The sequence below is a fragment of the Borrelia duttonii Ly genome, from assembly GCF_000019685.1.
Taxonomy (GTDB): Bacteria; Spirochaetota; Spirochaetia; order Borreliales; family Borreliaceae; genus Borrelia; species Borrelia duttonii.
Genome location: NC_011229.1, coordinates 657,323 through 680,824, shown reverse-complemented (window position 1 = coordinate 680,824; position 23,502 = coordinate 657,323). Strand labels below are relative to the sequence as shown.

Annotated in this window: 16 protein-coding genes and 3 tRNA genes; 10 read left to right on the top strand and 9 right to left on the bottom strand. The window is 26.6% G+C overall.

The window, feature by feature from the left end:
- Positions 1 to 2: 2 nt before the first annotated feature.
- From recB to BDU_RS03160, 3 genes are all read left to right on the top strand, one after another.
- Positions 3 to 3,446 (top strand): exodeoxyribonuclease V subunit beta, encoded by a 3,444-nt coding sequence (gene recB, locus BDU_RS03170; RefSeq protein ID WP_012538375.1) that lies wholly within the window; start codon positions 3 to 5, stop codon positions 3,444 to 3,446.
- Positions 3,447 to 3,454: 8 nt separating this feature from the next.
- Positions 3,455 to 5,281, top strand: coding sequence for an exodeoxyribonuclease V subunit alpha (gene recD, locus BDU_RS03165; RefSeq protein WP_012538374.1), 1,827 nt, complete (start codon positions 3,455 to 3,457; stop codon positions 5,279 to 5,281).
- Between the two features lie 47 nt (positions 5,282 to 5,328).
- Positions 5,329 to 5,402 (top strand) — tRNA-Asp (locus tag BDU_RS03160).
- Between the two features lie 71 nt (positions 5,403 to 5,473).
- On the opposite strand, the gene pfkB is transcribed toward BDU_RS03160, so the two are convergent.
- Entirely contained in the window at positions 5,474 to 6,391 is a 918-nt protein-coding gene (pfkB, locus tag BDU_RS03155) for a 1-phosphofructokinase (protein ID WP_012538373.1), read from the bottom strand.
- Positions 6,392 to 6,545: 154 nt separating this feature from the next.
- Between pfkB and BDU_RS03150 the strand changes: the two genes are divergently transcribed.
- Positions 6,546 to 8,405: a fructose-specific PTS transporter subunit EIIC gene (locus BDU_RS03150; protein ID WP_012538372.1), complete on the top strand. Its 1,860-nt coding sequence runs from the start codon at positions 6,546 to 6,548 to the stop codon at positions 8,403 to 8,405.
- A 43-nt stretch (positions 8,406 to 8,448) separates the two neighbouring features.
- On the opposite strand, the gene BDU_RS03145 is transcribed toward BDU_RS03150, so the two are convergent.
- The gene (locus tag BDU_RS03145; RefSeq protein WP_012538371.1) at positions 8,449 to 9,174 is read right to left on the bottom strand and encodes a hypothetical protein; all 726 of its coding nucleotides are present in this window, start codon (positions 9,172 to 9,174) and stop codon (positions 8,449 to 8,451) included.
- Between the two features lie 103 nt (positions 9,175 to 9,277).
- Here BDU_RS03145 and BDU_RS03140 point away from each other — a divergent pair, with 103 nt between their 5' ends.
- Both BDU_RS03140 and rnmV read left to right on the top strand, forming a co-directional pair.
- The gene (locus tag BDU_RS03140; RefSeq protein ID WP_012538370.1) at positions 9,278 to 10,546 is read left to right on the top strand and encodes a M18 family aminopeptidase; all 1,269 of its coding nucleotides are present in this window, start codon (positions 9,278 to 9,280) and stop codon (positions 10,544 to 10,546) included.
- A gap of 3 nt (positions 10,547 to 10,549) precedes the next feature.
- Entirely contained in the window at positions 10,550 to 11,083 is a 534-nt protein-coding gene (rnmV, locus tag BDU_RS07705) for a ribonuclease M5 (RefSeq protein WP_081434519.1), read from the top strand.
- A 5-nt stretch (positions 11,084 to 11,088) separates the two neighbouring features.
- Here rnmV and BDU_RS03135 read toward each other — a convergent pair.
- The 3 genes from BDU_RS03135 to BDU_RS03125 all read right to left on the bottom strand — a co-directional run bounded on the left by BDU_RS03135 (position 11,089) and on the right by BDU_RS03125 (position 14,233).
- Positions 11,089 to 11,160, bottom strand: a tRNA-Asn gene (locus tag BDU_RS03135).
- A 75-nt stretch (positions 11,161 to 11,235) separates the two neighbouring features.
- Positions 11,236 to 13,314, bottom strand: coding sequence for a LysM peptidoglycan-binding domain-containing protein (locus tag BDU_RS03130; protein WP_041177733.1), 2,079 nt, complete (start codon positions 13,312 to 13,314; stop codon positions 11,236 to 11,238).
- Positions 13,271 to 14,233, bottom strand: a complete 963-nt coding sequence (locus BDU_RS03125; RefSeq protein ID WP_012538368.1) for a hypothetical protein — start codon at positions 14,231 to 14,233, stop codon at positions 13,271 to 13,273. The genes BDU_RS03130 and BDU_RS03125 overlap by 44 nt, the downstream gene beginning before the upstream one ends.
- 98 nt (positions 14,234 to 14,331) lie before the next feature.
- Between BDU_RS03125 and mfd the strand changes: the two genes are divergently transcribed.
- Entirely contained in the window at positions 14,332 to 17,709 is a 3,378-nt protein-coding gene (gene mfd, locus BDU_RS03120) for a transcription-repair coupling factor (protein ID WP_012538367.1), read from the top strand.
- Positions 17,710 to 17,728: 19 nt separating this feature from the next.
- Positions 17,729 to 18,946 carry an acetate kinase gene (locus BDU_RS03115; RefSeq protein WP_041177788.1) on the top strand — a complete coding sequence of 406 codons (1,218 nt, stop codon included), beginning with the start codon at positions 17,729 to 17,731 and terminating at the stop codon, positions 18,944 to 18,946.
- A 93-nt stretch (positions 18,947 to 19,039) separates the two neighbouring features.
- Here the strand turns inward: BDU_RS03115 and BDU_RS03110 are convergent, their stop codons facing one another.
- Positions 19,040 to 19,585: a DJ-1 family glyoxalase III gene (locus BDU_RS03110; RefSeq protein ID WP_012538365.1), complete on the bottom strand. Its 546-nt coding sequence runs from the start codon at positions 19,583 to 19,585 to the stop codon at positions 19,040 to 19,042.
- A 16-nt stretch (positions 19,586 to 19,601) separates the two neighbouring features.
- A tRNA-Met gene (locus BDU_RS03105) sits at positions 19,602 to 19,675 on the bottom strand.
- A 322-nt stretch (positions 19,676 to 19,997) separates the two neighbouring features.
- Between BDU_RS03105 and BDU_RS03100 the strand changes: the two genes are divergently transcribed.
- Positions 19,998 to 21,542: a glycoside hydrolase family 3 N-terminal domain-containing protein gene (locus BDU_RS03100; protein WP_049752257.1), complete on the top strand. Its 1,545-nt coding sequence runs from the start codon at positions 19,998 to 20,000 to the stop codon at positions 21,540 to 21,542.
- On the opposite strand, the gene BDU_RS03095 is transcribed toward BDU_RS03100, so the two are convergent.
- Positions 21,532 to 22,491, bottom strand: coding sequence for a DHH family phosphoesterase (locus tag BDU_RS03095; protein ID WP_012539036.1), 960 nt, complete (start codon positions 22,489 to 22,491; stop codon positions 21,532 to 21,534). The genes BDU_RS03100 and BDU_RS03095 overlap by 11 nt on opposite strands.
- Positions 22,492 to 22,623: 132 nt before the next feature.
- Between BDU_RS03095 and cdd the strand changes: the two genes are divergently transcribed.
- The gene (gene cdd, locus BDU_RS03090; protein ID WP_012538362.1) at positions 22,624 to 23,079 is read left to right on the top strand and encodes a cytidine deaminase; all 456 of its coding nucleotides are present in this window, start codon (positions 22,624 to 22,626) and stop codon (positions 23,077 to 23,079) included.
- A gap of 35 nt (positions 23,080 to 23,114) precedes the next feature.
- Here the strand turns inward: cdd and BDU_RS03085 are convergent, their stop codons facing one another.
- Positions 23,115 to 23,483, bottom strand: coding sequence for a hypothetical protein (locus BDU_RS03085; RefSeq protein WP_014696446.1), 369 nt, complete (start codon positions 23,481 to 23,483; stop codon positions 23,115 to 23,117).
- Positions 23,484 to 23,502 lie beyond the last annotated feature (19 nt).

Genomic DNA, 23,502 nt, shown 5'->3' with positions numbered 1-23,502 from the left:
ATATGAAAGAAATAATAGATAAAATCAAAAACAACGACAAAATATTAATTGAAGCTTCAGCAGGAACTGGAAAAACATATACACTAGAACACATTATCACAAATTTACTTACAACTACAATGTATACTCCAAACGAAATTCTGGTATTAACATTTACAAAAAAAGCAACGGAAGAAATGCATACTAGAATATTAAAATCAATTGAACATATATATCAAAATGCAAAAACAGACAATTTATTAAAAAATATTTATGAACAATCAAACAAAATATTTATATCAACCATAAATAAATTTGCATTATACTCTCTAAACAATTTTCAAATAGAGACAGAAAATTTTTCAAAATACACAGTAAAAGAAAATTTTACATCAGAAATAGACGAAATAATTTATGAATTTTTAAGAAAAGAAAATTCACTCAAAAAAGAATTAAAAATTAAGGATGATGAATTTGAAATTTTCAAATCTAAATTTACAAATACAAAAGACATGATTCAAGCTTTAAGACAAAGTTATAAAAGACACAAGACAGAAGAACTTGGAGATTGGCTAGAAGCTCAAACAACTTTTAAACAAATACTTCAAAATAAAGAAAGATTACTTTGCAATTACAATACAATAATAGATGAATTAGAAGAAATGAGCACAGAAGAAAAAAGGACTTTCCTAAATAAACATAATCAAGGAATAAAAATATCAGAAATAGAATATAGCCACGCAACGGATATAATACACATTACAGAAATACTTACAAACAATAAATTTTTATGCAAAATAATAGAGGCTAATTTAAAGAAAAATGTTACTCTATCACCCAAAGAATTAAGCATACAAACTTCTCTCATACAACTTAGCAATGAAACAAACACAAATAAAGAAAATAAAAACACACTAAAAAGATTTGTTATTCTCAAAGTTGAATACAAAATACTTCAATATATAGAAAAAGAACTTGAAAATATCATTAATACAACAAACGTAATAGACCAAAAACATATAATGACAAACTTTAAAAAACATTTAGAATCTTCTGAACATAAACTATTAACTTCAATTAAAAATAGACATAAAATCATACTAATAGATGAAGCACAAGACTTAGATCAAACACAAATAAAAATATTTGAATTGCTTAACTCTTGTGGAATCAAAATAGTATTTATAGCTGATCCAAAACAAATAATTTATACATTTAGAAATGCTGATATATCATTTTACAACCAAGACATAAAAGATAAAATTAAAAAAGATGCAAGGATAACTCTATTAACAAATTACAGATCAAATAAAAAGTTAGTCAAACCTTTAAATATTATGTTTGAACGTATCTATAATAAAACACACACAGATAAAATTGAACAAATAGAATTTGTTCAACTGCAAACTGAACCTAAAAATGACAACAATAAAATCTTTATAAATGATCAAGAAATAAAAGCAATAAATATAATACAAGCTGAAGAAAATGATAATGTATTCCAAAAGACAGCATTAATAACAAAATATTTATTAATAAACGGAAAAATCTATGATAATAATCAACTAAGACAAATTGAAAAATCAGATATAAAAGTACTATGCAGAACAAGCAAAGAAATAAATTTCATAGACAGAGAACTTAAAAAGAATAATATAAAAACTCATAAAACCAAAGAACCTTTTTTTAAAACAAAAGAATTTAACGAAATTTTCTATCTAGTTAAATGTTTAAGTAGAAAGCAAGACTTTAAAACTTTAAATTACGTCTTAACTAGCAAAATGATCAATTTGCCATGGGAACTACATCTCAATTTAATTCAAAATAACAAAATAAAAAATATAGAAGAAGCCATTAGTGACATAATATATTTACTTGAAAATCAAGAAATAACATTAATGCAAGCAATAGATGAAATCATCTCAAAACAAGATTTATGGATCAATCTTGCAAAAGATCTCAATAATGATGAATTCACTAAATTTGCACAATCAAAACAAAATTACAAAGAAAATTTGATAAATGAAAATAAATTTGAAGAACTTCAAAACTATGAATCAAGCCTAAATTTCATTTTAAAAACTTACTATAAAGACAAAAACATAGAATCACTAATTTGTATTCTAGAAGATCTAATACTTGGAAGAGATATTGAAAATATTGAACAATATGAGGAACAAACTAATAATGACAATCAATCCATAGAAATTTTAACCATTCACAAATCAAAAGGTTTGGGTTTTAATATTGTATTTTTAATAGGTGATACTCAAAATAACGATACTCTAATAAAAAAAACAGACATATTTTACAAATATTACTTAAACAATAAAATAAAATATGATTTTTTGAAATTAAAAGAAAATCAACAATTGGCTAAAAATAAAATTTTAAATGAAGAAAAAAACATTTTTTATGTAGGAACAACAAGATCCAAGTTTGCACTATTTATTATCAATCAAGGCACAATAATAAATAAAATGTTAAGATTAGCAGAAATAAATACAATTGATGGAATAAATCTAAATTTTAATATACCTAACCTAAATAACTATAATCAATATAACCAATCAGACATCAATAATGATCAACAAAAAGCAATAACATTAATCCCTCCACCACCAATAAATAAATATCTATTTAGACAAGAATATATACATAGCTATACAAGTCTTACATCAAGCTATAATACTGTAAATCAAAATATAACAGATGATGAAACTTATGATAATGACGCAATTCACAATAAAAATACACTTCCAAAGGGAAAAGATATTGGAAATATTTTACATGAAATAATGAAAGACATAAATTTTAATGATGCAAAAGACAGTTTAAGCAATTTTAAAAAAAACAATAGTATGCTTATACAACAAAAAATAGAATATTTCAATTCAAAATTAAATACACCTATAATACAAGAACTACTGATAAAGATGATTTATAATATGCTAAATAAAAAAATTAATTTTATTGATACAAAATTATGTGAAATTCAAGAATTACAAAAAGAAATGGAATTTTTAATCAAAATAAATACAAAAATTTATAAACAAATGTCCCTATTCAAACAATATAATAGATTAGATTTTATGTTAAATAACGGATATATAAAAGGAATTATTGACCTAATATTTAAAATAAACAATAAAATATATATTTTAGACTATAAAACAAACTATCTGGGAGAAAATCTGCAAGATTATCGATTATCCCACTTAACAAAAAAAATGAAACAAGAAAATTATGACTTGCAGTACAAAATCTATACATTAGGAATAAAAAAAATACTCTTTAAAAATAAAGAAGAATATGAAAAACATTTTGGGGGAGTAATATATCTCTTTACAAGAGCATTTCAAGAAGACATTCAAACACAAGATCAAATACAAAATGGAATTTACTCTACCATACCAAATTTTCAAGAAATAGAATTAGAACAAATATATTTACAACTAAAACATTAAAGGAACATATGAGAAATTATTTAGTCTTAAGAGAATTCCTACAAGAAGAGCAAAAAAACTACTTAAATCCAGAACTCAAAATTTATGAAATAATTGAAATTTTAAATATAAATGTAGAACAATATTACAAATCACATTTACTTACACAAAAAATACAAAATGACAAATATGAAGAACTTACCATTTTTTTAATATTCATATTTAATTACTTCTCTAAAGGACACTTAAGAGCAAATATTGATCTACTAATACAAGATATCCAAAACACAATCGACTGTGCTTTACTCGAACTAGAAGAAGAAAATCAACACTATCAAAAATCAACACACATATTACAAGAACTTACAAAATTTTCAAAAGAAACTAAAATAAAAGAAATGATATTATATTTAGAAAAAAATAATATAATAAAAAATTACAATCAAAATGAAAAAATAACAACTCCTTTAATATTAGAAAATAATATTTACATTTACACTCAAAAAAATTTTAGAGAAGAAGAAGAATTAATAAAACAAATAGACAAAAGACTTAAGAACAATAAAACAGAAATAAGTGATGATAGAATACAGAACATCATGGATCACTTAAATATTACAAATTTAAGTAAAGAACAAATAAACTCAATTAAAAAAGCTTTAAAAAGTAATTTTTTTATATTAAGTGGTGGACCAGGAACAGGCAAAACAACAACAATTAACTATATTCTCAAAGCAATTGACATACATTTAGATTGTAAACAAAACGTAGCTCTTGTAGCACCAACCGGAAAAGCAAGTCAAAAATTGAAATCAAGTATTAAAGAATCATTTAAAAACCTTGAAACACAACATAGCACAATACAAAAACTATTAAAAATGTCATTCATAAATAAAGACGACAAATATGATGAGAATAATCCTTTAGAATTCGAAATAATTATAATAGATGAAGCATCTATGATAGATGCAAATACCTTTTTAAGATTATTAAAAGCATTAAAGATAAATACAAAAATTATAATAACAGGAGATAAAAACCAACTTCCATCAATAGCTGGAGGAAATGTGTATTCCAGCCTTACAAAAATAAAAAAAATAAATGATGATAGTGTAGAAATACTGAAAAAAAATTTTAGAAGCAATGATGAAATAAATTTATTAGCCAAAGCAATATATAAAGAAGATATGGACTTAATTGAAACTCAATTTAATGATAGCAAAAACATAATTCTAAAAAACCTAAATAAAATAAATATTGAAAATGAATTACTAAAACATACAAAAAAATTATACAATAACATTCCCAATTTCAATCTTAACTCGTTAAATGACAAAGAAATTGAATCAATAATTCATACACTGCTTAGTAACACAATTTTATGTTCAAAAAATCTTGGAAAATTTGGCACACAAAAAATAAATGAAATAATTAAATTTTATTTAAAAAAATTATATGGAAATTTAATTGGACAAATAATTTTAATTACTCAAAATGATTATAAAAATGACCTATTTAATGGGGAGAGAGGAATACTTTTTAAAGAAAATTCTAAAATTTATGCTCTATTTAAAAGAGAAAATGAAAAATACAAAAAAATAAACTTTAACTTAATAAATAAATATGAGCTGAGCTTTGCAACGACAATACATAAAAGTCAGGGCTCTGAATATCAACACATACAAATTATAATAGAAAATCACCCTTTCTTAACAAAAGAATTACTCTACACTGCAATAACAAGAGCTAGAGAAAGTATAGAAATAATATCAAACAAAGAGATAATTAAAAATGTCAGTTTAAAGAAAATCAATAGAGACTCCAAAATTACAGAATACATAAACACGTTAAAATAAATTGACAAATAAAAAGAAAAACAATATAATCATAAGGTATTGCATTTGGGGGTGTAGTTCAGCTGGTTAGAATGCCTGCCTGTCACGCAGGAGGTCGCGGGTTCGAGTCCCGTCGCTCCCGATAATGAATTTCTAAGGCACAAAAACTTTAACAAAGATCATATAAAAAATTAATGTTTATGAATGCTTAAATTAATCTAAAGAAATCTTTTCAAGATTTACCTTGCTTAAAATACCCTTAACATCATCCAAATTGCAAAGTTGTCCCTTAAATGCTGTTGCGGTACCTGATGCAACTGCAAACTTAAAAGAATCGCCAAAAGAATGTCCCTTGTGATAAGCATATACAAATCCAGCAACAACAGAATCTCCTGCACCAATAGTACTCAAAGAATCAATTTTAGGCACACTAGCTATATAAACATCCTGATTATTTATAAAAATAGCCCCCTCACCTCCCATTGAGATTATGATATTTTGAACACCCTTTTCTACAAGTTTATGGCCAACATTAATTAAATCTTTATCAGAAGTCAAATTTATACCCAAAAGTTCTTTAAGTTCATTAATATTTGGCTTTATCAAAAAAGGCTTAATTTTTATAATTTCTTGTAATGCAGGACCACTAGTATCAACAATAACCCTCAAATTACTTGACAAATTCTCAACTATCTCATTATAAGCTCTAAACCCAAGTGAACTTGGAATACTCCCAGACATAACTAAAATACCCACATCTAACTCTTTCAACTTCACAATTAAAGATCCAAAATCTTTCTCAAGAATAACAGGCGAATTACCATTAATTTCTGTTTCTTTTCCATATGACATCATTTTAATATTAATTCTAGTATTGTCAGATATATTAACGAAATTATGTCTTATTTTCATTAAATTAAGATAGCTCTTTATATAATCACCTGTAAAACCACCCAAAAATCCAAAAGCAATACTTTCCATTTGAAAATTTTTAAGCACATTACTTACATTTATTCCCTTTCCTCCAGCAAGAAAACTACTCTCAACAACATGATTAAGATGCTCCTGCTGAAACCCTTCTACAACTATCTTATAATCAATAGCAGGATTAAGCGTAAGAGTATATATCAATTAAGTCTCCTTTATTATTAAGTTGTTTAATTGTATTACTTAATTACTTAAGTAATACAATTAAACAACTTAACATATTATAATTATATGATATAATTGTAATATATAATTTCTATTATAATAGGAATTATACACTATATCAAGGAGCTTCCCTATGCAAGATTTATTTTCTAAAAAATTAATATTATTGAATTACGAAGCCAAAAGCAAAGATGACATAATTGAAAAAATGGCCGACATGCTAAATGAAAATGGATACCTAAGAAACAAAGAAAATTTTATAAAAGACATTAAAAAACGAGAAGAAATAAGCGGAACGGGTCTTGAAGAATATATTGCAATGCCCCATGCAAAAGGCAATTTTGTTGAAAAACATGGAATAGCAATATTAAGGGTTAAAGACAAAGGATTTGACTTTGGTGCTGCTGACTTAAAACCCTCAAAACTATTTTTTATGATAGCTGTTCCTGAAAATACAACTGGTAATGACCATATTAAAACAATTTCTTATCTTAATAACATATTTAATAACGACATCCTAAGACAAGAAATTATGAATACAAACGACAAAAATAGATTTTTAGAAATTATTTTAAATACTCCTAACAGTGATACAATAATGAATAAAACGAATCTTGAAAATTTTATTTTAGCAGTAACTGCATGTCCCACAGGAATTGCCCATACATATATGGCAGCCGATAGCTTAAAAAGAGCAGCAAACGAATTAAACGTCGAAATTAAAATAGAAACTAATGGCTCTAGTGGAATTGAAAATCCAATAAACGAAGAAGATATCAAAAAAGCAAAAGGAATCATTATTGCATCCGGTAAAGCCGTTAATAAAACAAGATTTAATGGCAAACCACTAATTGAAGTAGGGGTTAAAGACGGTATACATAAGGCAAAAGAACTCATTCAAGATATCATCAATAACAAAGCAAAAATCTACAGAAGCAACACATCACAAAAAACAGAAAGCTCAATAACAAATAATACAAGTAATACGGAAATATATAAACACTTAATGAATGGTGTATCTTTCATGCTTCCATTTGTAGTATCTGGAGGAATAATAATTGCAATATCATTCATGTTTGGTATTAAAGCTTTTGACCCAACCGATCCAAATTACAATAAAATAGCAGATATTTTAATGCAAATTGGTGGTGGTAATGCTTTCTTCCTAATGATTCCAATACTTGCTGGCTACATTTCATTTAGTATAGCAGAACGCCCTGGCCTTGCACCTGGAATGATTACAGGACTAATGATGAGTAAAGGAAATGCAGGATTTCTAGGGGGAATATTAGCAGGGTTTATTGCAGGATATGTCACATTAACAATAAAATCAATAAGTCAAAAAATAATACCAAAAAACATAAGCAGCATTAATCCTGTCTTAACTTATCCATTTTTCTCAGTACTAATAGCTGGATTTTTAACATATATATTATTAGCACCAATTGCATATCTTAATTCATCTATAACAAATATATTAAATTCACTAAGTGGAACAAATATGGCATTACTAGGTGCATTACTTGGAGGAATGATGGCAATAGATATGGGTGGACCGGTAAACAAGGCAGCTTATGCATTTGGAATTGCAATGATAACCGCAGAAAACTATATTCCTCACGCAAGCGTAATGGCAGGAGGAATGATTCCCCCAATAGGAATTGCACTTGCAACCAGCATTTTTAAGAACAAGTTTTCACAAGAAGAACATGAAGCTGGCAAAGTTTGTTATGTTTTAGGAGCATGCTTTATAACAGAAGCCGTAATTCCTTTTGCAGCATCAGATCCTCTAAAAGTAATACCTGCTTGCATAATAGGTTCATCTATTGGAGGTTTTCTATCTGCATTATTTCAAGTAAAACTTATGGCTCCACATGGAGGTATTTTTATTCTACCAATAATAACTAATCCATTAATGTGGATAGTATCAATCCTAATTGGAAGTTTAATAACAGGAGTATTAATAGGATTTATGAAAAGAGATAAGAAATAATTCTTATCTCTCATTTATATTTGAAATAAACATTTCAACAAAGTTAATAAACTAATCTCAACTTTATTGGTTTTTGAAGACTTACAGTCTTAATCATATCTAAATTAAGTTCTAAGGTATTTGAATTAATTTGATTAAATCCAAGCTGCTCTTGAATTTTTCTTGATGTCTTAATTTTAATTTTAAAGTTAGAATTATCAATCAGAGCACTTGCATTATCAGTAAAATCTGATAAAAAATACATCAACACATCTCTATATTCTTTTTCAGACATTGGTATTTCTTCTGAAGGCAATAATGCCGCAAGTGCATCATTTATATATTCTTTATTCTCATTAATCACCTTAGTAACATTCTTTAAATTTAAATCAATATCAATAATATTCTTCCCATTTTTATTTTCTATCTTAAACAAAGGCAGATTTTCTTTTGCAAGATAATCTCTTGCAACTTTTATCAAACTATCAAACTTAACAACTAATTTCAGAGAATCACCATTTGATTTAATATCTAAAAGTTTTAAACCTATTTTCTCCCCATCATCACGAAAATACTGCTTTATCTCATCAACAGGAAAAAGCGACATCTTGGCAACATCACCTCCTACAAGAGTTGTAACAAGCTCTCTTCTGATCCTTTCAAATTCTTTATTAACATTAAACACTACCGATATTGTTCCGCTAGAATCATCTTGTAAATCAATTTCTGAAGACGCCGTACAAGCAATAAAGATCAAAGTAAAAAATATCAAGTTATAAAATTTATCCATTTAACAATCTCCTTAGCACATATACACAAACCTATATACATGTACAAGCTATTATAATAAAATATTAAATATTAAAACAATAAAACCAAAGGGGAAAGAACAAATGCATGATGCAACATTAGATATATCACATTTTCAAAATTTACTAGATAAAAGCTTAACACCATACCATCTAATCAATTATATCGAACAAAAATTATTATATTATCTTAATGCCAAAGAACTTAAACTTAATGAAAAATGGAAATTAGAAACGGGATATTATTACATAAAAAAAGAAGGAACAAGTCTTATTGCATTCAATATTAACACCAATAAAATACACGAACCATTTCTAATATCATCAGCCCATTCTGACAGTCCTGCATTAAAACTTAAAATAGAATCTAGCAAAAACGAAGGTAATGTATTCTCTCAACATATTGAAATTTACGGTGGCCCAATAATCTCAACTTGGACTGATAGAGACTTAAGTTTAGCAGGAATTGTATATTTCATGAAAGAAGGAATAATTAATTCACAATTAATCACAATTGACAATATCGGTACTATACCAAATGTAGCGATACACCTAAACAGAAAAGCAAATGAAGGATTTACATATAACACTCATGAAAATATAGTTGTTATAACAAGTTTTAAAAAAAGTATTAAAGAAATTATCCTAGAAAAATTACAAATATCTCAACAAGATTTCTTATCATGTGATTTAATATTCACAGCCTCTGAACCTTCTAAAATTATAGGCAGTGAAGGTGAATTTTTAGCATCAAAAAATCTTGACAACAAATCAGGATGTCATGCCATAATGAATGCATTTGTTCACACAAATAACAAAAAAAACAAAGTGGCTGTATTTTTTGACAATGAAGAAATTGGATCTCTAACGTCTAGAGGAGCTAATTCAACACTACTAACAGAAATTTTAGAAAGAATAGATTATGTCTTAAATTTAGGACAAGAAGAACATATGATCAAACTCCAAAAATCATTTAATATCTCAATGGATGGAGCACATGGAATACATCCAGGATACACATGTAAACATGACCCCTACTACAAAACAAGTCTAGGGAAAGGTGTGGCTATTAAAAGCAATGCCAATTTTAAATATGCAACAACAGCAAATGGATGGGCAAAACTTAAAGCTTTAGCTATAAAAAATAATATTAAAATTCAAGAAATACTAATGAAAGCAGATACAAATTCCGGAAGCACAATTGGTCCAATTGCAAACTCAAAAACAGGTATTGAAACAATAGATATTGGCACTCCAATGTGGGGAATGCACTCTTTAAGAGAAACTATTGCAATATCAGATCACATAGAAGCAATTAAACTTTTAAGAACATTTTTTGAAAATTGGAATTAAAATCTGAAACACATAAAAGAAATAATTGTAGTTGAAGGCAAAGACGATGCTAAGAAAATAAAAGCTCTATTTAAATGCACTATAATTGAAACTGGTGGGTTATATCTACAAAGAGCAACTATTAATGTTTTAAAAAAAGCAATAGAAACAAATGGTATAATTATTTTTACTGATAGCGACAAAGCAGGAAGTATTATTAGAAAACAAATACTTAAAAGAACAGGTTATTTAAATGATAATAACAAAATTAAGCATGCCCATCTTAAAACTCAAAATCAAGAAGTTGAAATATCTTCTAAATCTGAACTAAAAGAAATTTTACAAAAAATAAGCACCTTTTATAATGAAAAACAAAAAGAAAATTTAAGTTTAAAAGACTTAATAGAACTTGGAATAACAGGACCCCAATCAAAAAAGAAAAGAGAACAAATACAAAAGCATTTTAACTTAGGAAATGGAAATAACAAAAAATTACTTGAAAGACTCAATTACTTTAATATAAAACGAAAAGACATAGAAAAAATAATTTTACAATAAAAAAACTCCCCCAGAAGGACTTGAACCTCCGGCCAAGTGGTTAACAGCCACCTGCTCTACCGCTGAGCTATAGGGGAATGAATACCTAAACATTATGCTAAATTGAAAATCTTTTGTCAAGTAGCCAAATTAATAACAAAAAATTAACAAATCTACAAAATTTTCAAAATGGCATCAGCAAGAATTTTAGAATCTAAATTTCTAAGCTTGGAAGACCTAATCGCCCAAGCTTCTTCATCAAACGCTAAATTTCTAACTTCAACCAACAATTTGGTTTTCACAATATTATTTTTCAACATGTAAAGATTTTGTCCTTTAATATAAGGAGGTCTTTTAAAATCTGCTGTCATTTTTTCAATAATACTCTTCGAATGAGTATCAAATCCTCCTTCATCCTCAGAATGATAATAAAATCCCATACATCTAGGAGCGCCAACACTATTATCAGCATGCAAACTAATATAAAGCATATCCTCTCTCTTAATATTTCTATATTTATTTACAAATTTATTTACAACAGATAATCTTTTCTTCAAACCTTCCAAAGTACCATTTATCCAAGAATCAACCGTATCTGTCTTATTTAAATCATAATCATTATAAACTTCATTCTTAACATTAACAAAAGTATTATTAGCCGTCACACTATCTCTAATTAAATGATCGGGAGATAAAATTGTCAGTTCAACATTAGCTCCATGTTCTTTAAGATAAACATAAAGCCTTAAAGCAATATCATAAACATATTCATCCTCAACAACAAAAATTTCATTATTAAGTCCATCTTTAGCCTTAACAATAGCACCAGGATCAAGTCCCCCATGTCCAGGATCAATTATTATTAATTTATTTTTTAAACTATTATTTTTAATCGGACGAGATTGAACAAGATTTTCAAAACTTTTAAAAAGCTGACTTGCTTTCTTATATGCATTAAGAGGAGAATGCCAATCCTCTGAATAAAATTCACTTGGCTGGCTTACTTTTTTAGGCTTATACCAATAATAAAAAATTCCATTAAATTCAAAGATAGGTATTTTAGGCTCAAGCACAACTAAAGAACTAATATCAAAGGCATTTCTATGCTCTAATACATTAGAAAAATCCAAATTCAACTTCTTATTCTTGGCAGAAACAACATTTGCAATAGCTTTAACTTTACTCTTAGAATTATCATCATCACCTACAATTCCATCTAAAACTTTATCATCAATAATTGAGCTTTTGCTCTTATCATAAATTTTAAGTTCCTGATTATACACGATATGATTTCCATTTAAATTATTCCAACTTTTTAAATCTTCAAGCAAAATTCCATATTGACGAGCAATACTATATAAGGTCTCACCAACAGACACTTTATGAGATATAAAAGTTTCATTATTTTTAGCCTTTTCCTCCAATTTCAAAACACTAGGAGTTGCTAAATCTGATTCTACCAATCTAGAAACATCTAAAATCGAATCTGCCTTTAAATTTATTGCATTATCTCCATTTAAACGAACAAGATGTTTTGCGGTAACACCATAAATATATGCTATCTTACCAAGTGTCTCCCCCCGTCTTACATAATGAAAATGCACATTGCTAGAAGCTTTCTTTAAATATAATTTTTGTCCAATTACCAAATTTTTACTATCTAAAAAATTAAATCGCATAATATCTGAAATACTAATATCAAAATCAACAGAAAGTTTTGAAAGTGAATCACCTCTCTTAACTAAATATGGCTTTAAAAAATCAGGCTCATCTAAATTCAACCTAGAACCAACCTTAAGAATTTTAGAACTTAAATTATTCCAAGCAATCAATTCCTTTTCTTTTACGCCATATTTCTTTGATATATCTTCAATAGTATCCCCAACTTTAACAATATAAATTTTACTATCAGTGCCATATTTAACAACCTTTGCTTTCTGATTATATTTTTTAGTATTAACCTTCTTAGTATTAAGCTTATTTTTAGATTTAGAAGAACTTGGAATAAATAATATACGTCCAATCTTAATATTTTCTGATTTTAAATTATTTGCAATTTTAAGTTCTTTTACTGATACCTTATATTTAATAGAAATTGAATATAAAGTATCTCCTTTGACAACTTCATGCTTAAAATTAGCATACAAATCAATAAAAGTTATTATATATAAAATACTCCAAAACCATTTAATTTTCAAAATAAAAGGCCTAGTATTTCTCCTTAATTCCAGTATTTTGAACAGTATAATCATAAATGATCCAATAATAATCATACTTTTTTAAAAAAAAGGTATATCGCTTGGCAACATAAAAATGACCATCCTCAAAATACACATCAGAGACAACTCTACCCGTAGAATCTGTATAAGAAGTCTCAACAATAGAAAATTTACTTGGAACTTTTGAAATATAAGAATTACCATTATTCCACAAATATTCCTTATATTCTTCAATCATATTGTTAGAACCCGATTTAAGCTCTTGTTTATAAAGATATGATTTATTTTGATCATTTAAAATAAGACTTTCAATATCAATATATAAAAAGAATTTTTCTCTCTCTCCAAGTCGCAATGCTGAAAACAAATATTCAATAACCTTATCAGGAGATAAATTTTCTCGTTTTAAAACATTTTGTACCTCACGATTGGAAGCTAAATTAGAAAAGTCAAATTCTTCTGCAAGATTATCCACTTTAGGTTTCAAAAATAAGGTAATAACATTAGATTCTACACGTTTTTGAGGGTCTGAAATATTTGGGAAAAATACACCTTTAACAAAGTAAACACCATCTTTATCAAATTGTACAAATTGATTTAAACTCATTACTACAGAAAATCTCTCATTAGGTCTTAAAATCAGAGTTCTAACAGGAATTGCAATATTTTTTGATCTATTTTTTACATATTCAAGTGATCTCTTAACCTTTATATTAGTAGTATCTGTAACATCAAAATCAAAACCAAAAGTATTAACATCTCCTACCTCAAGGGTAATTAAATCATCAGATGCATTACTAAGCAAAACTTCAATAGAAACATTACTATTCACACGATAAATTGATTGATTGAAAAATTTTATCTTAAAATCAAGCCCCTTATAATCCCTAGGAAAAAATATCGAAGGAATAATCATAAAAAATATAACAAACAATAGCTTTCTAAATTCCATAAACTCCTCAAAATCTAACTAATATTATACATAACGAAACAGAACATATCTATTAATATATAATATTATACTAAACTACAAAAACAAAAAGGTAAAAAATGAATATAGAAAAAGAATTGACCACCAAATTAAAAAACAATCAAAATTTACAAAAAATGCAAAAATTTATTGAACAAAATATACATTTTACACTAACAGGATACGAAAAATTTTTTAAAGCTTTCTTAATTCACAAAATAAAAAAATATAGTAATAATAAAGTTATACTAATAGTTAAAAATGAAAATATATCAGATAAAATTAAAAATGATTTAACACAAATCACAGATCAAATATACGAACTTAATTACTTCAGCCCTCTTATATACAAAGGAATTGGCTCAAAAAGTAAAGTTTTCTGTGATCGAGTAAAATTTTTAATCAACTTTTATGAAAATAATCCTGGCATATATATTGTTTCATTAAAATCCCTACTTAGTAAAATTCCTACAAAAAAGGATCTATTTAATAACATATATAAAATCCAAACAGATAAAATAATTAACATAGAAAATTTTGAAAAAAAACTTATAAAAATGGGATACGAAAAAACAATGAGGGTTACATTACCCGGAGAATTTACAATAAATAACAAAATAATAGATATACATTCATTTAATCACAAAGAACCAACAAGAATTTCACTTAATAATGACAAAATAAAGCAAATCAATTATTTCAATCCCCTAAATCAATTAAAACAAAAAAATGCTATTTATGAATTTAACATAATTCCAAAAAAAGAAATAATTTGGAACAAAGAAAACATAGATAAATTAAAAAACTACATCAAAGAATCTGAATATAAACAATTCTTTAAACAAATTGAAACAAAATACAACGCAAGAACAGAAGAAGTATTTTATCCATTCTTAGGAGAGACTCTCTTAAGTCAGGAAATAAATGAAAATACAATTACTATAAATTTTGAAATACCAAATTTAAAAGAAGAAATCAAACAGATATATAAAGAATACGATAGGCTCTACACTCAAGCAATAGAATCAGACATAAAAATAGTATCACCAAAAGAAATCTTTATAAATCCCAACGATTTAAAATTAAAAAGCAATATATATTTTATAAAAACTCCTATAAATCAGCAAACAGAAAAGCCTACAAAAGAAATTATAGAATTTAAAATTGAGAGCGAACGTAGATTTTTTTCAAATATTGTACTTGCAAAACAAGAAATACAAAATTGGATTGATAATGGATTTCAAGTAATTATTACAGCAGAATCCAACTCACAAAAAGAAAAATTAAAATACATTTTTCAAGACATACCTAAAATCAAAGTTGAAGTTATTAAGATATCAAGCTCTCTTATAATAAACGAAGAAAAAATAGCTATTATTACTGAAGCAGATATTTTTAACAAAAAACAAAAAACAAATAAAACTTTCGAATCATCAAAAACAAAACCTATAGATTCATTTATTGAGATTGAAAAAAATAGTCATATTGTCCATATAAATCATGGAATTGGAATATTTAGACAAATAAAGAGAATCAAAACAAGTCTTATTGAAAAAGACTATATTGAAATTGAATATGCTGATAATGAAAAATTATTTATTCCTATTGAACAAACACACCTTATTCAAAAATACATTGGAAATGAAACTCAAAATATAAAACTAGATAGAATCAGTTCAAAAACCTGGGAAAAGAAAAAAGTTTATGCAACAAAAAAAATTGATAAAATTGCAGATCAACTTGTTTCACTTTATGCAGAAAGAGAAAATATTACAGGATTTCAATATCCTCAAGATGATGAATGGCAATTATTATTTGAATCAGAATTTCCATATGATGAGACTCCAGATCAATTAACAGCAATATCAGAAATCAAACAAGATATGATGAGTTCAAAAGTAATGGACAGACTTTTATGCGGAGACGTTGGATTTGGAAAAACTGAAGTTGCAATGAGAGCAGCATTTAAAGCTGTTATGGGGAAAAAACAAGTAGCAATACTATCTCCAACAACAATTCTTACAGAACAACACTTCAATACATTTAAAAAAAGATTTAAAAATTTCCCAATCCAAATTGCAATGATTAGCAGATTTATAACAAAATCAAAAGAAAAGGAAATTCTTCGCAATTTAGAAACAGGAAACATTGACATAATAATTGGAACACATAAGATACTATCAAAAAAAATAACATATAAAGATTTGGGTCTCATTATTATTGATGAAGAACAAAGGTTTGGTGTTAAAGAAAAAGAAAAACTAAAAGAAATAAAAGTCTCTGTCGATTCTCTTGCATTATCAGCAACTCCAATTCCTCGTTCTCTTCACATGTCATTAATAAAACTAAGAGACATTTCTGTTTTAAAAACTCCACCCCAAAACAGAATTAAAATAGAAACTTACGTTGAAGAATTTAGTGAAATATTAATTAAACATGCAATCGAAAATGAACTATCAAGAGATGGACAAGTTTTTTTTGTACACCATAATATTCAAGAACTAGATTCAATAAAAGCAATGATAGAAAAAGTAGTCCCTTATGCAAGAATTGCAACTATCCATGCAAAACTTACGGGTGAGCAAATTGAAAACATTATGCAAGATTTTATAAATAAATCATATCAAGTATTACTAGCAACAACAATTATTGAAAATGGAATAGACATTGAAAATGCAAATACAATAATCATCAACAATGCAAATAGATTTGGGCTTGCACAATTATACCAACTAAGAGGAAGAGTTGGCAGAAGTTCAAAAAAAGCATTTGCTTATTTTTTATATAAAGAAAATTCAAATCTCAATGAAGGTGCCATTGAAAGACTAAGAGCAATATCTGAATTTTCAGAACTTGGAGCAGGATTTCAAATTGCAATGAAAGACATGGAAATAAGAGGCGTTGGTAATTTACTTGGAAGAGAACAACACGGAGAAATTGAATCTATTGGACTAGATTATTATTTAACAATGCTAAATAAAGCAATTGAAAAACGTATGGGAAAAAATTCAAAAAAAAACGAAATCAACATTGAAATTAATTACAATGGATTTATCCCTAATAGCTATATAAATAATGAACAACATAAAATATCAATTTACAAAAAAATTTCAGCAATTCAAAGTGAAGAAGAAAATAACAAAATAAGATCTGAAATTTATGATCGATTTGGACCAATTCCTAACGAACTAAATAGCCTACTTATTTTATCGGAACTAAAATTACTTGCACAAAAACTCAATATTACAAGCCTTAAAGAAAGAAATGGATTACTTGAAATTGAATATTTAGACATAAATAGCATTCCTGCAGAAAAGATCATGAAAATTATTAAAGACAATCCTAATATCTTAAAATTAAATCAAGAATATCAAAACTCGGTTTTTTTAAATTTAGGAAATATTAAAGAAACAGATAAAATAAATTGGATATACAAAAATTTATATCTATTATTATAATAATAATTAAATGAAAAATATAATAATACTAATAATAAACACGGGAAGTTCTTCATTAAAATTTACACTTTATGAATATCAATATCAAAGTGAACAAATATTAGCATCAGGAATAATTGAAAAAATCAAAACAACCCAAGCAATAATCAAAATTAAGTTTAAAAACAAATTTTTAGAATTAACAAATTTAAACATTAAATCTCACAAAAAAGCACTAAAACATTTGATTAAAACTTTAACAAACAAAAAAACAAAAATTATTAATTATTTAGATCAAATTCAAGGAATAGGACACAGAATTGTACATGGAGGTGCAAAATTTAAGAACTCAGTAATAATTAATCAAAATGTATTAAATGAACTAAAAAAAATATCTCATCTTGCACCTCTTCATAATCCAATTGCAATAAAAGTAATAGAAGAAATGTTTATATTATTTCCAAATGCAAAACAAGTCGCATGTTTTGACACATCATGGCACCAAACCATGAATCAAAAGGCATTCTTATATGCCACACCATATTCTTGGTATAAAGACTATCATATTAGAAAATATGGATTTCATGGTCTCTCATATGCATATATAACAAAAAGAACTGCAATAATACTCAATAAAAATATAGAAGATCTAAATTTAATAATATTACACCTAGGAAATGGAGCAAGTATTAATGCTGTTCAAAAAGGAAGATCTTATGATACAAGCATGGGCCTCACTCCACTTGAAGGCCTTGTAATGGGCACAAGAAGTGGAGACATAGATCCTACCATTATCCCCTTAATGAGCAAAATACTAAAAAAAACTACAAAGCAAATTGAAAATATTCTTAACAAAGAAAGTGGTATGCTTGGTATATCATGCAAATCAAATGATTTAAGAGATATTTGGATAGAAAGTAACAATAATGAATATAATTCTAAACTTGCGGTTGAAATAATGACTTACAGAATAAAAAAATACATTGGTTCTTATCTTGCAGCTTTAGACTTTAATATTGATGCAATAATATTTACAGCAGGAATTGGTACTAGCGATTATGAGATAAGAAAATTATCCCTTCAAGGATTTGAAAAAATTGGAATTAAAATTGACTTTCAAAAGAATAATTTAGCAATAGATAAAAACACAGAATATGACATATCAAGTAATCAAAGTAATATAAAAATACTTGTAATCCCAACAAACGAAGAACTAACTATACTTGAAGATACCTATGATCTAATCAAAGACAATTAATCATAAATATACAAAAAATGGCTCTTTACTATAAAACATTTTTTTAAATTAGACAAATAACATTAATAGCAATTACTTATTGCATATCTCATATTAAAGCAAAGCTTTATTTTTAACATCCTCAAGTATACCCTCTCCCTTAACAATCTTTAATAAAGCAAAAGCAAATTCAAAAGACGTGCCAACACCCTTAGAAGTAATAAAATTATTACTAATAACAACATCTTCATTAACAAATTCACCATCAGTAATATCATTTTCAAACCCTGGATAACACGTAAATTTACTCTCACCCAAAAGTCCCTTTGCAGCCAGAACAACTACTGGCGATGCACAAATAGCCGCAATCAACTTGCCCTGTAAATTCATATTTCTCAAAATACTATCTAAATCCTTAGATTCAAAAAGATTTATAGCACCTGGCATTCCCCCAGGAAGTATTATCAAATCAAAATGATCTGCTGTGCAATTTGATATCTTCTCATCTGCCCCAAAAACAAAACCCCTAGAACTTGAAACAAGTTTACTATCATTTAAACTTACAACTTTCAAATCAACATCACCACGCCTTAAAATATCCATAGGAACTACAGCTTCAATTTCTTCAAAACCATCTGCAAGTATAATTGCTACTCTCATAATACAAACTCCTTAATGCTGATGGAGGGATTTGAACCCACGACCTCTCGGATATGAGCCGAATGCTCTAACCAACTGAGCTACATCAGCCTGTAGCCATTAAAGTGTATAAATTCAAAGATATTTTGTCAATATAAATAGTACTATCAACAAACAAAACATTTGATATAAATTGGAAATAATAATTAATTTATAATTACAATATATTCAAAAAATTTTAAAATAATAAGGAACTTGAAATAAGTAAACTTAAAACAATATGATATACTTATGAATCAAAAAAAGATTAGTATGGTTTCAAATGAAAAAAATTATTTATATAATTGTTTTTTTAATTAATAATAATTGTTTTTGTTATGACTTTTGGAGTACAGAAAATAAAGAAAAACTAATAGAACAAATAGTAAGTCAAATGAATGACAAAGAATTATTGGGACAAATGTTTATGATAAGTTATCCAAAAGAAAAAATAACAAACTTCACCCTAAACTTCATCAAAGAAAAAAATTTAGGTGGAATCAAAATTTTTGGATGGAATGCAAAAAATTTATACAACTTAATAGAAAGTATAAATAAAGCACAAACAATTTCTCAAAAGAATAGATTTAAAATTCCCTTATTTATAGCAACAGATCAAGAAGGTGGATGGACACAACATATAAAACTTAAAACATCAAAAACAATAGGAAATCTTGGAATCACAGCAACTTTATCACCAAATGATGCCTACTTTACTGGATATCATATAGCAAATGAATTAAAACAACTTGGAATTAACATAAATTTTGCCCCAATAACAGATATTTACAGTAATGAAGAAAATTTCATAATAGGCCCAAGAACATATTCAAATAATCCACAAATCGTATCTCTATTTGCATTGGCTTTCTATAAAGGACAAAAACAAGCAGGCATCATCTCAACAGCAAAACATTTTCCCGGACATGGCAATACTGTTATTGATTCTCATATAAAAATGCCAATAATCAATTCCGATTTAAAAGAAATTAAAACAAATGAATTGCTGCCATATAAAATACTAATACAAGAAAACATTCCAATGATTATGAGCGGACACTTAGCATATCCAATGCTTACAAACGGAAAAGAAATACCTGCATCCTCATCAACTAAAATTATCAAGGAAATTCTTAGGCAAGACTTAAAATACGACAATTTAATAATAACAGACGACCTACTAATGAATGCAGTAAGATATCAAAATGAAAGCATTTATGACACAATTGAACGAATTATTAGAACAGAAACTGATATTTTATTAATATCATTAAATGAAGATATACAAAATAATGCTTACAATCAACTATTAAACCTCATGCAAAAAGACAATACAATAAAAGAAAACATTATTAAATCTAACAAAAGAATACTTAGAATAAAATTAGAATATCTAAAAGAAAAAAGAAACAAAGAAGAACTTTTCCCAAAATATGACAATGCTAAAGAAATACCTACTAAAGAAGCTGAATTTTTTTTTGAACAAAATACATTAAGAAGTATAACAAAAATAAAACTATCAAAAAAAATATCAAAGCATAAAAAAACGCTATTAATATCACCTTATAATACAATGATTAAAGAAGGTAAAAAAATATTTCAAAATAGTTATGGCTATTATTATAATTATTATCCACTAAATAGCATAAATACCACACAATTAAAAGAAATAAAAAATTTAATTGCACAATATGAACAAGTTATTTTTAATGTATCAACACCTGCTAGTTTAGAGTACATAAAAAATTTAAAAGAATATAAAAATAAAATAAGCATCATTGTATCTCTTACCCCCCAACACATTAAACAACTGAACTGGATAGAAAACATAGTAGTAGTATATGGAACTACAACACTATCATTTAAATCTGGATTTTTAACTTTAACAGAAGATTTTAATCCAAAAGGACAAATACCTTTAATGAATCTCAAGAATTAATAGCATCTTTAATATATGCAATTATTTGATTTTCTAAAAGGTTTAAAGCAGTATTTTTAATCTTAAATCCACTAGCATGTTTATGTCCCCCTCCTCCAAAATATTTTGCAAGTTCTCCCACGTCAAAATATTCCTTAGAACGAAGTCCTGCTAAAATAGAACCATCTTCTATTTCTTTCAAAATAATTAATATTTCATTATTTTCTACATTAGCAAGAAGTGAATAAAATAGTTCATTAACTCCACTAACATTATTGTCTCTCTTAGCATTAAAGGGTAAAACCGTTAACAATACCTTACCATCAAAATATGTTCTAAGATTATTTAGCATCATACTAAGCACATCTATTGAGGCTAAACTTTTAACAGATTCAATATAATTATAAATATCTTTAAGAATCAAGCCTTTAGATACAAGTCTAGATACCATTTCAAAGGGTGCAGGATCATCTCTTGAAATAAATCTAAAAAATCCTGTATCTGTACAAAACCCCACTAAAATATACCATGCCTCTTCCTTAGTAACTTCATATCCAAATGCTCTAATTAATTTTTCAATCAAAAAAGTTGTTGAAGGTGCACCAGAATCAATATATCCAAGGGTATCCAATTTGTCTCCTGAGGAATGATGATCAATAACAAGAATAGGCATATCTTTTACATAAAAAACAAATTCATCTCCAATGCGATCAAATACGGAGCAATCCAAAATAATAACAGCATAATCTAACAAATTAACATTCGGCCATTTAGACAAAAACTTCTCTTTAAAAGGAATTATTTCCTTTCTCACAAATGGACCTTCATTTAACAGAATAATTCCTTTGCCTATTCTGCGCAAAAAAGAAGCTAACGCCAAAGATGAACCTATACAATCAAAATCGGGATCCTTATGCCCAACAATGATAAAATTGTCATACTTTTTAATAAATTCAATAACATCAATCATAAAAAACATTAACAAACCTTTCACATAAATCAATAATTACATCTCATAATTAAACATTTTACAATATTTTAATATAAAATTATAAACATTATGTTATAATTGAATACGTTATAAATTCAAGAGGTTTTATAAATGAATGATAATGGACAGGATGCAATTATAAAAGCATTTCAATTAGCTGAAACTGCAAGAAATAACGCATATTCTCCTTACTCAAAATTTAAAGTTGGAGCTTGTATTAAAACTAAAGACAATTTATTTTTTCAAGGTTCAAATATTGAAAACGCAAGCTTTGGAGCAACTAGATGTGCAGAACAAGCTGCAATAATAAACATGATATCATCTGTTGGAGTCCAAAAAATAGATTTCATATTAGTCACAACAATCCCAGCAAGTGTCCCATGCGCAATATGTCGTCAAGTAATGTCAGAATTTTTTGAAGAAGATACTAAAATATTAATAACAGATCCTAATCAATTTAACATGAATAAAAAAGTTTTTAAAATTTACACACTCAACGATCTACTTAAATTTCCATTCAATAAAGAAGAACTATCAAAAATATTTAAAGCAAATAAAACAACATGACATATAAATCTTATATAAAAAATTAAGTCTCAATATCAACTCAAAATACCAAGAGAAACGATAGCCTTTGCAAACTCGCTTAACTGATTGGATTTCATAGTACATGCAGATGCATCAAAAATATCTAAAATAATTCTTTTCTCATCAAAATTAAATTCATGTTCCAAAATTTCTAATGACAAAAAATCAATCATTGGAATAAATTTATCAATAAAATCATATATTCCTTTATCAAAATCAAAATTTTCATAATAATAATTAAACATATTCTCTAAAGCTTTTTTATCAAAAACTTTAAGAAAATCGTAAAAAACATTTTCGACATTCTTTACATTATTCATTAAAACTTCATCTTTAGAAATACATCTTTTGCATTTTTTAACAAATAATTGAGATTGCAACATAAGACATCCCTCCAATTCC

Coding starts and splice junctions, on each gene's coding strand:
- BDU_RS03140 (WP_012538370.1), top strand. CDS start 9,278: ATGCATGATGCAACATTAGATATATCACATTTTCAAAATTTACTAGAT.
- recD (WP_012538374.1), top strand. CDS start 3,455: ATGAGAAATTATTTAGTCTTAAGAGAATTCCTACAAGAAGAGCAAAAA.
- recB (WP_012538375.1), top strand. CDS start 3: ATGAAAGAAATAATAGATAAAATCAAAAACAACGACAAAATATTAATT.
- BDU_RS03110 (WP_012538365.1), bottom strand. CDS start 19,585: ATGAGAGTAGCAATTATACTTGCAGATGGTTTTGAAGAAATTGAAGCT.
- BDU_RS03125 (WP_012538368.1), bottom strand. CDS start 14,233: ATGGAATTTAGAAAGCTATTGTTTGTTATATTTTTTATGATTATTCCT.
- BDU_RS03085 (WP_014696446.1), bottom strand. CDS start 23,483: ATGTTGCAATCTCAATTATTTGTTAAAAAATGCAAAAGATGTATTTCT.
- mfd (WP_012538367.1), top strand. CDS start 14,332: ATGAATATAGAAAAAGAATTGACCACCAAATTAAAAAACAATCAAAAT.
- BDU_RS03145 (WP_012538371.1), bottom strand. CDS start 9,174: ATGGATAAATTTTATAACTTGATATTTTTTACTTTGATCTTTATTGCT.
- BDU_RS03130 (WP_041177733.1), bottom strand. CDS start 13,314: ATGATTATACTGTTCAAAATACTGGAATTAAGGAGAAATACTAGGCCT.
- BDU_RS03150 (WP_012538372.1), top strand. CDS start 6,546: ATGCAAGATTTATTTTCTAAAAAATTAATATTATTGAATTACGAAGCC.
- BDU_RS03100 (WP_049752257.1), top strand. CDS start 19,998: ATGAATGACAAAGAATTATTGGGACAAATGTTTATGATAAGTTATCCA.
- BDU_RS03095 (WP_012539036.1), bottom strand. CDS start 22,491: ATGATTGATGTTATTGAATTTATTAAAAAGTATGACAATTTTATCATT.
- cdd (WP_012538362.1), top strand. CDS start 22,624: ATGAATGATAATGGACAGGATGCAATTATAAAAGCATTTCAATTAGCT.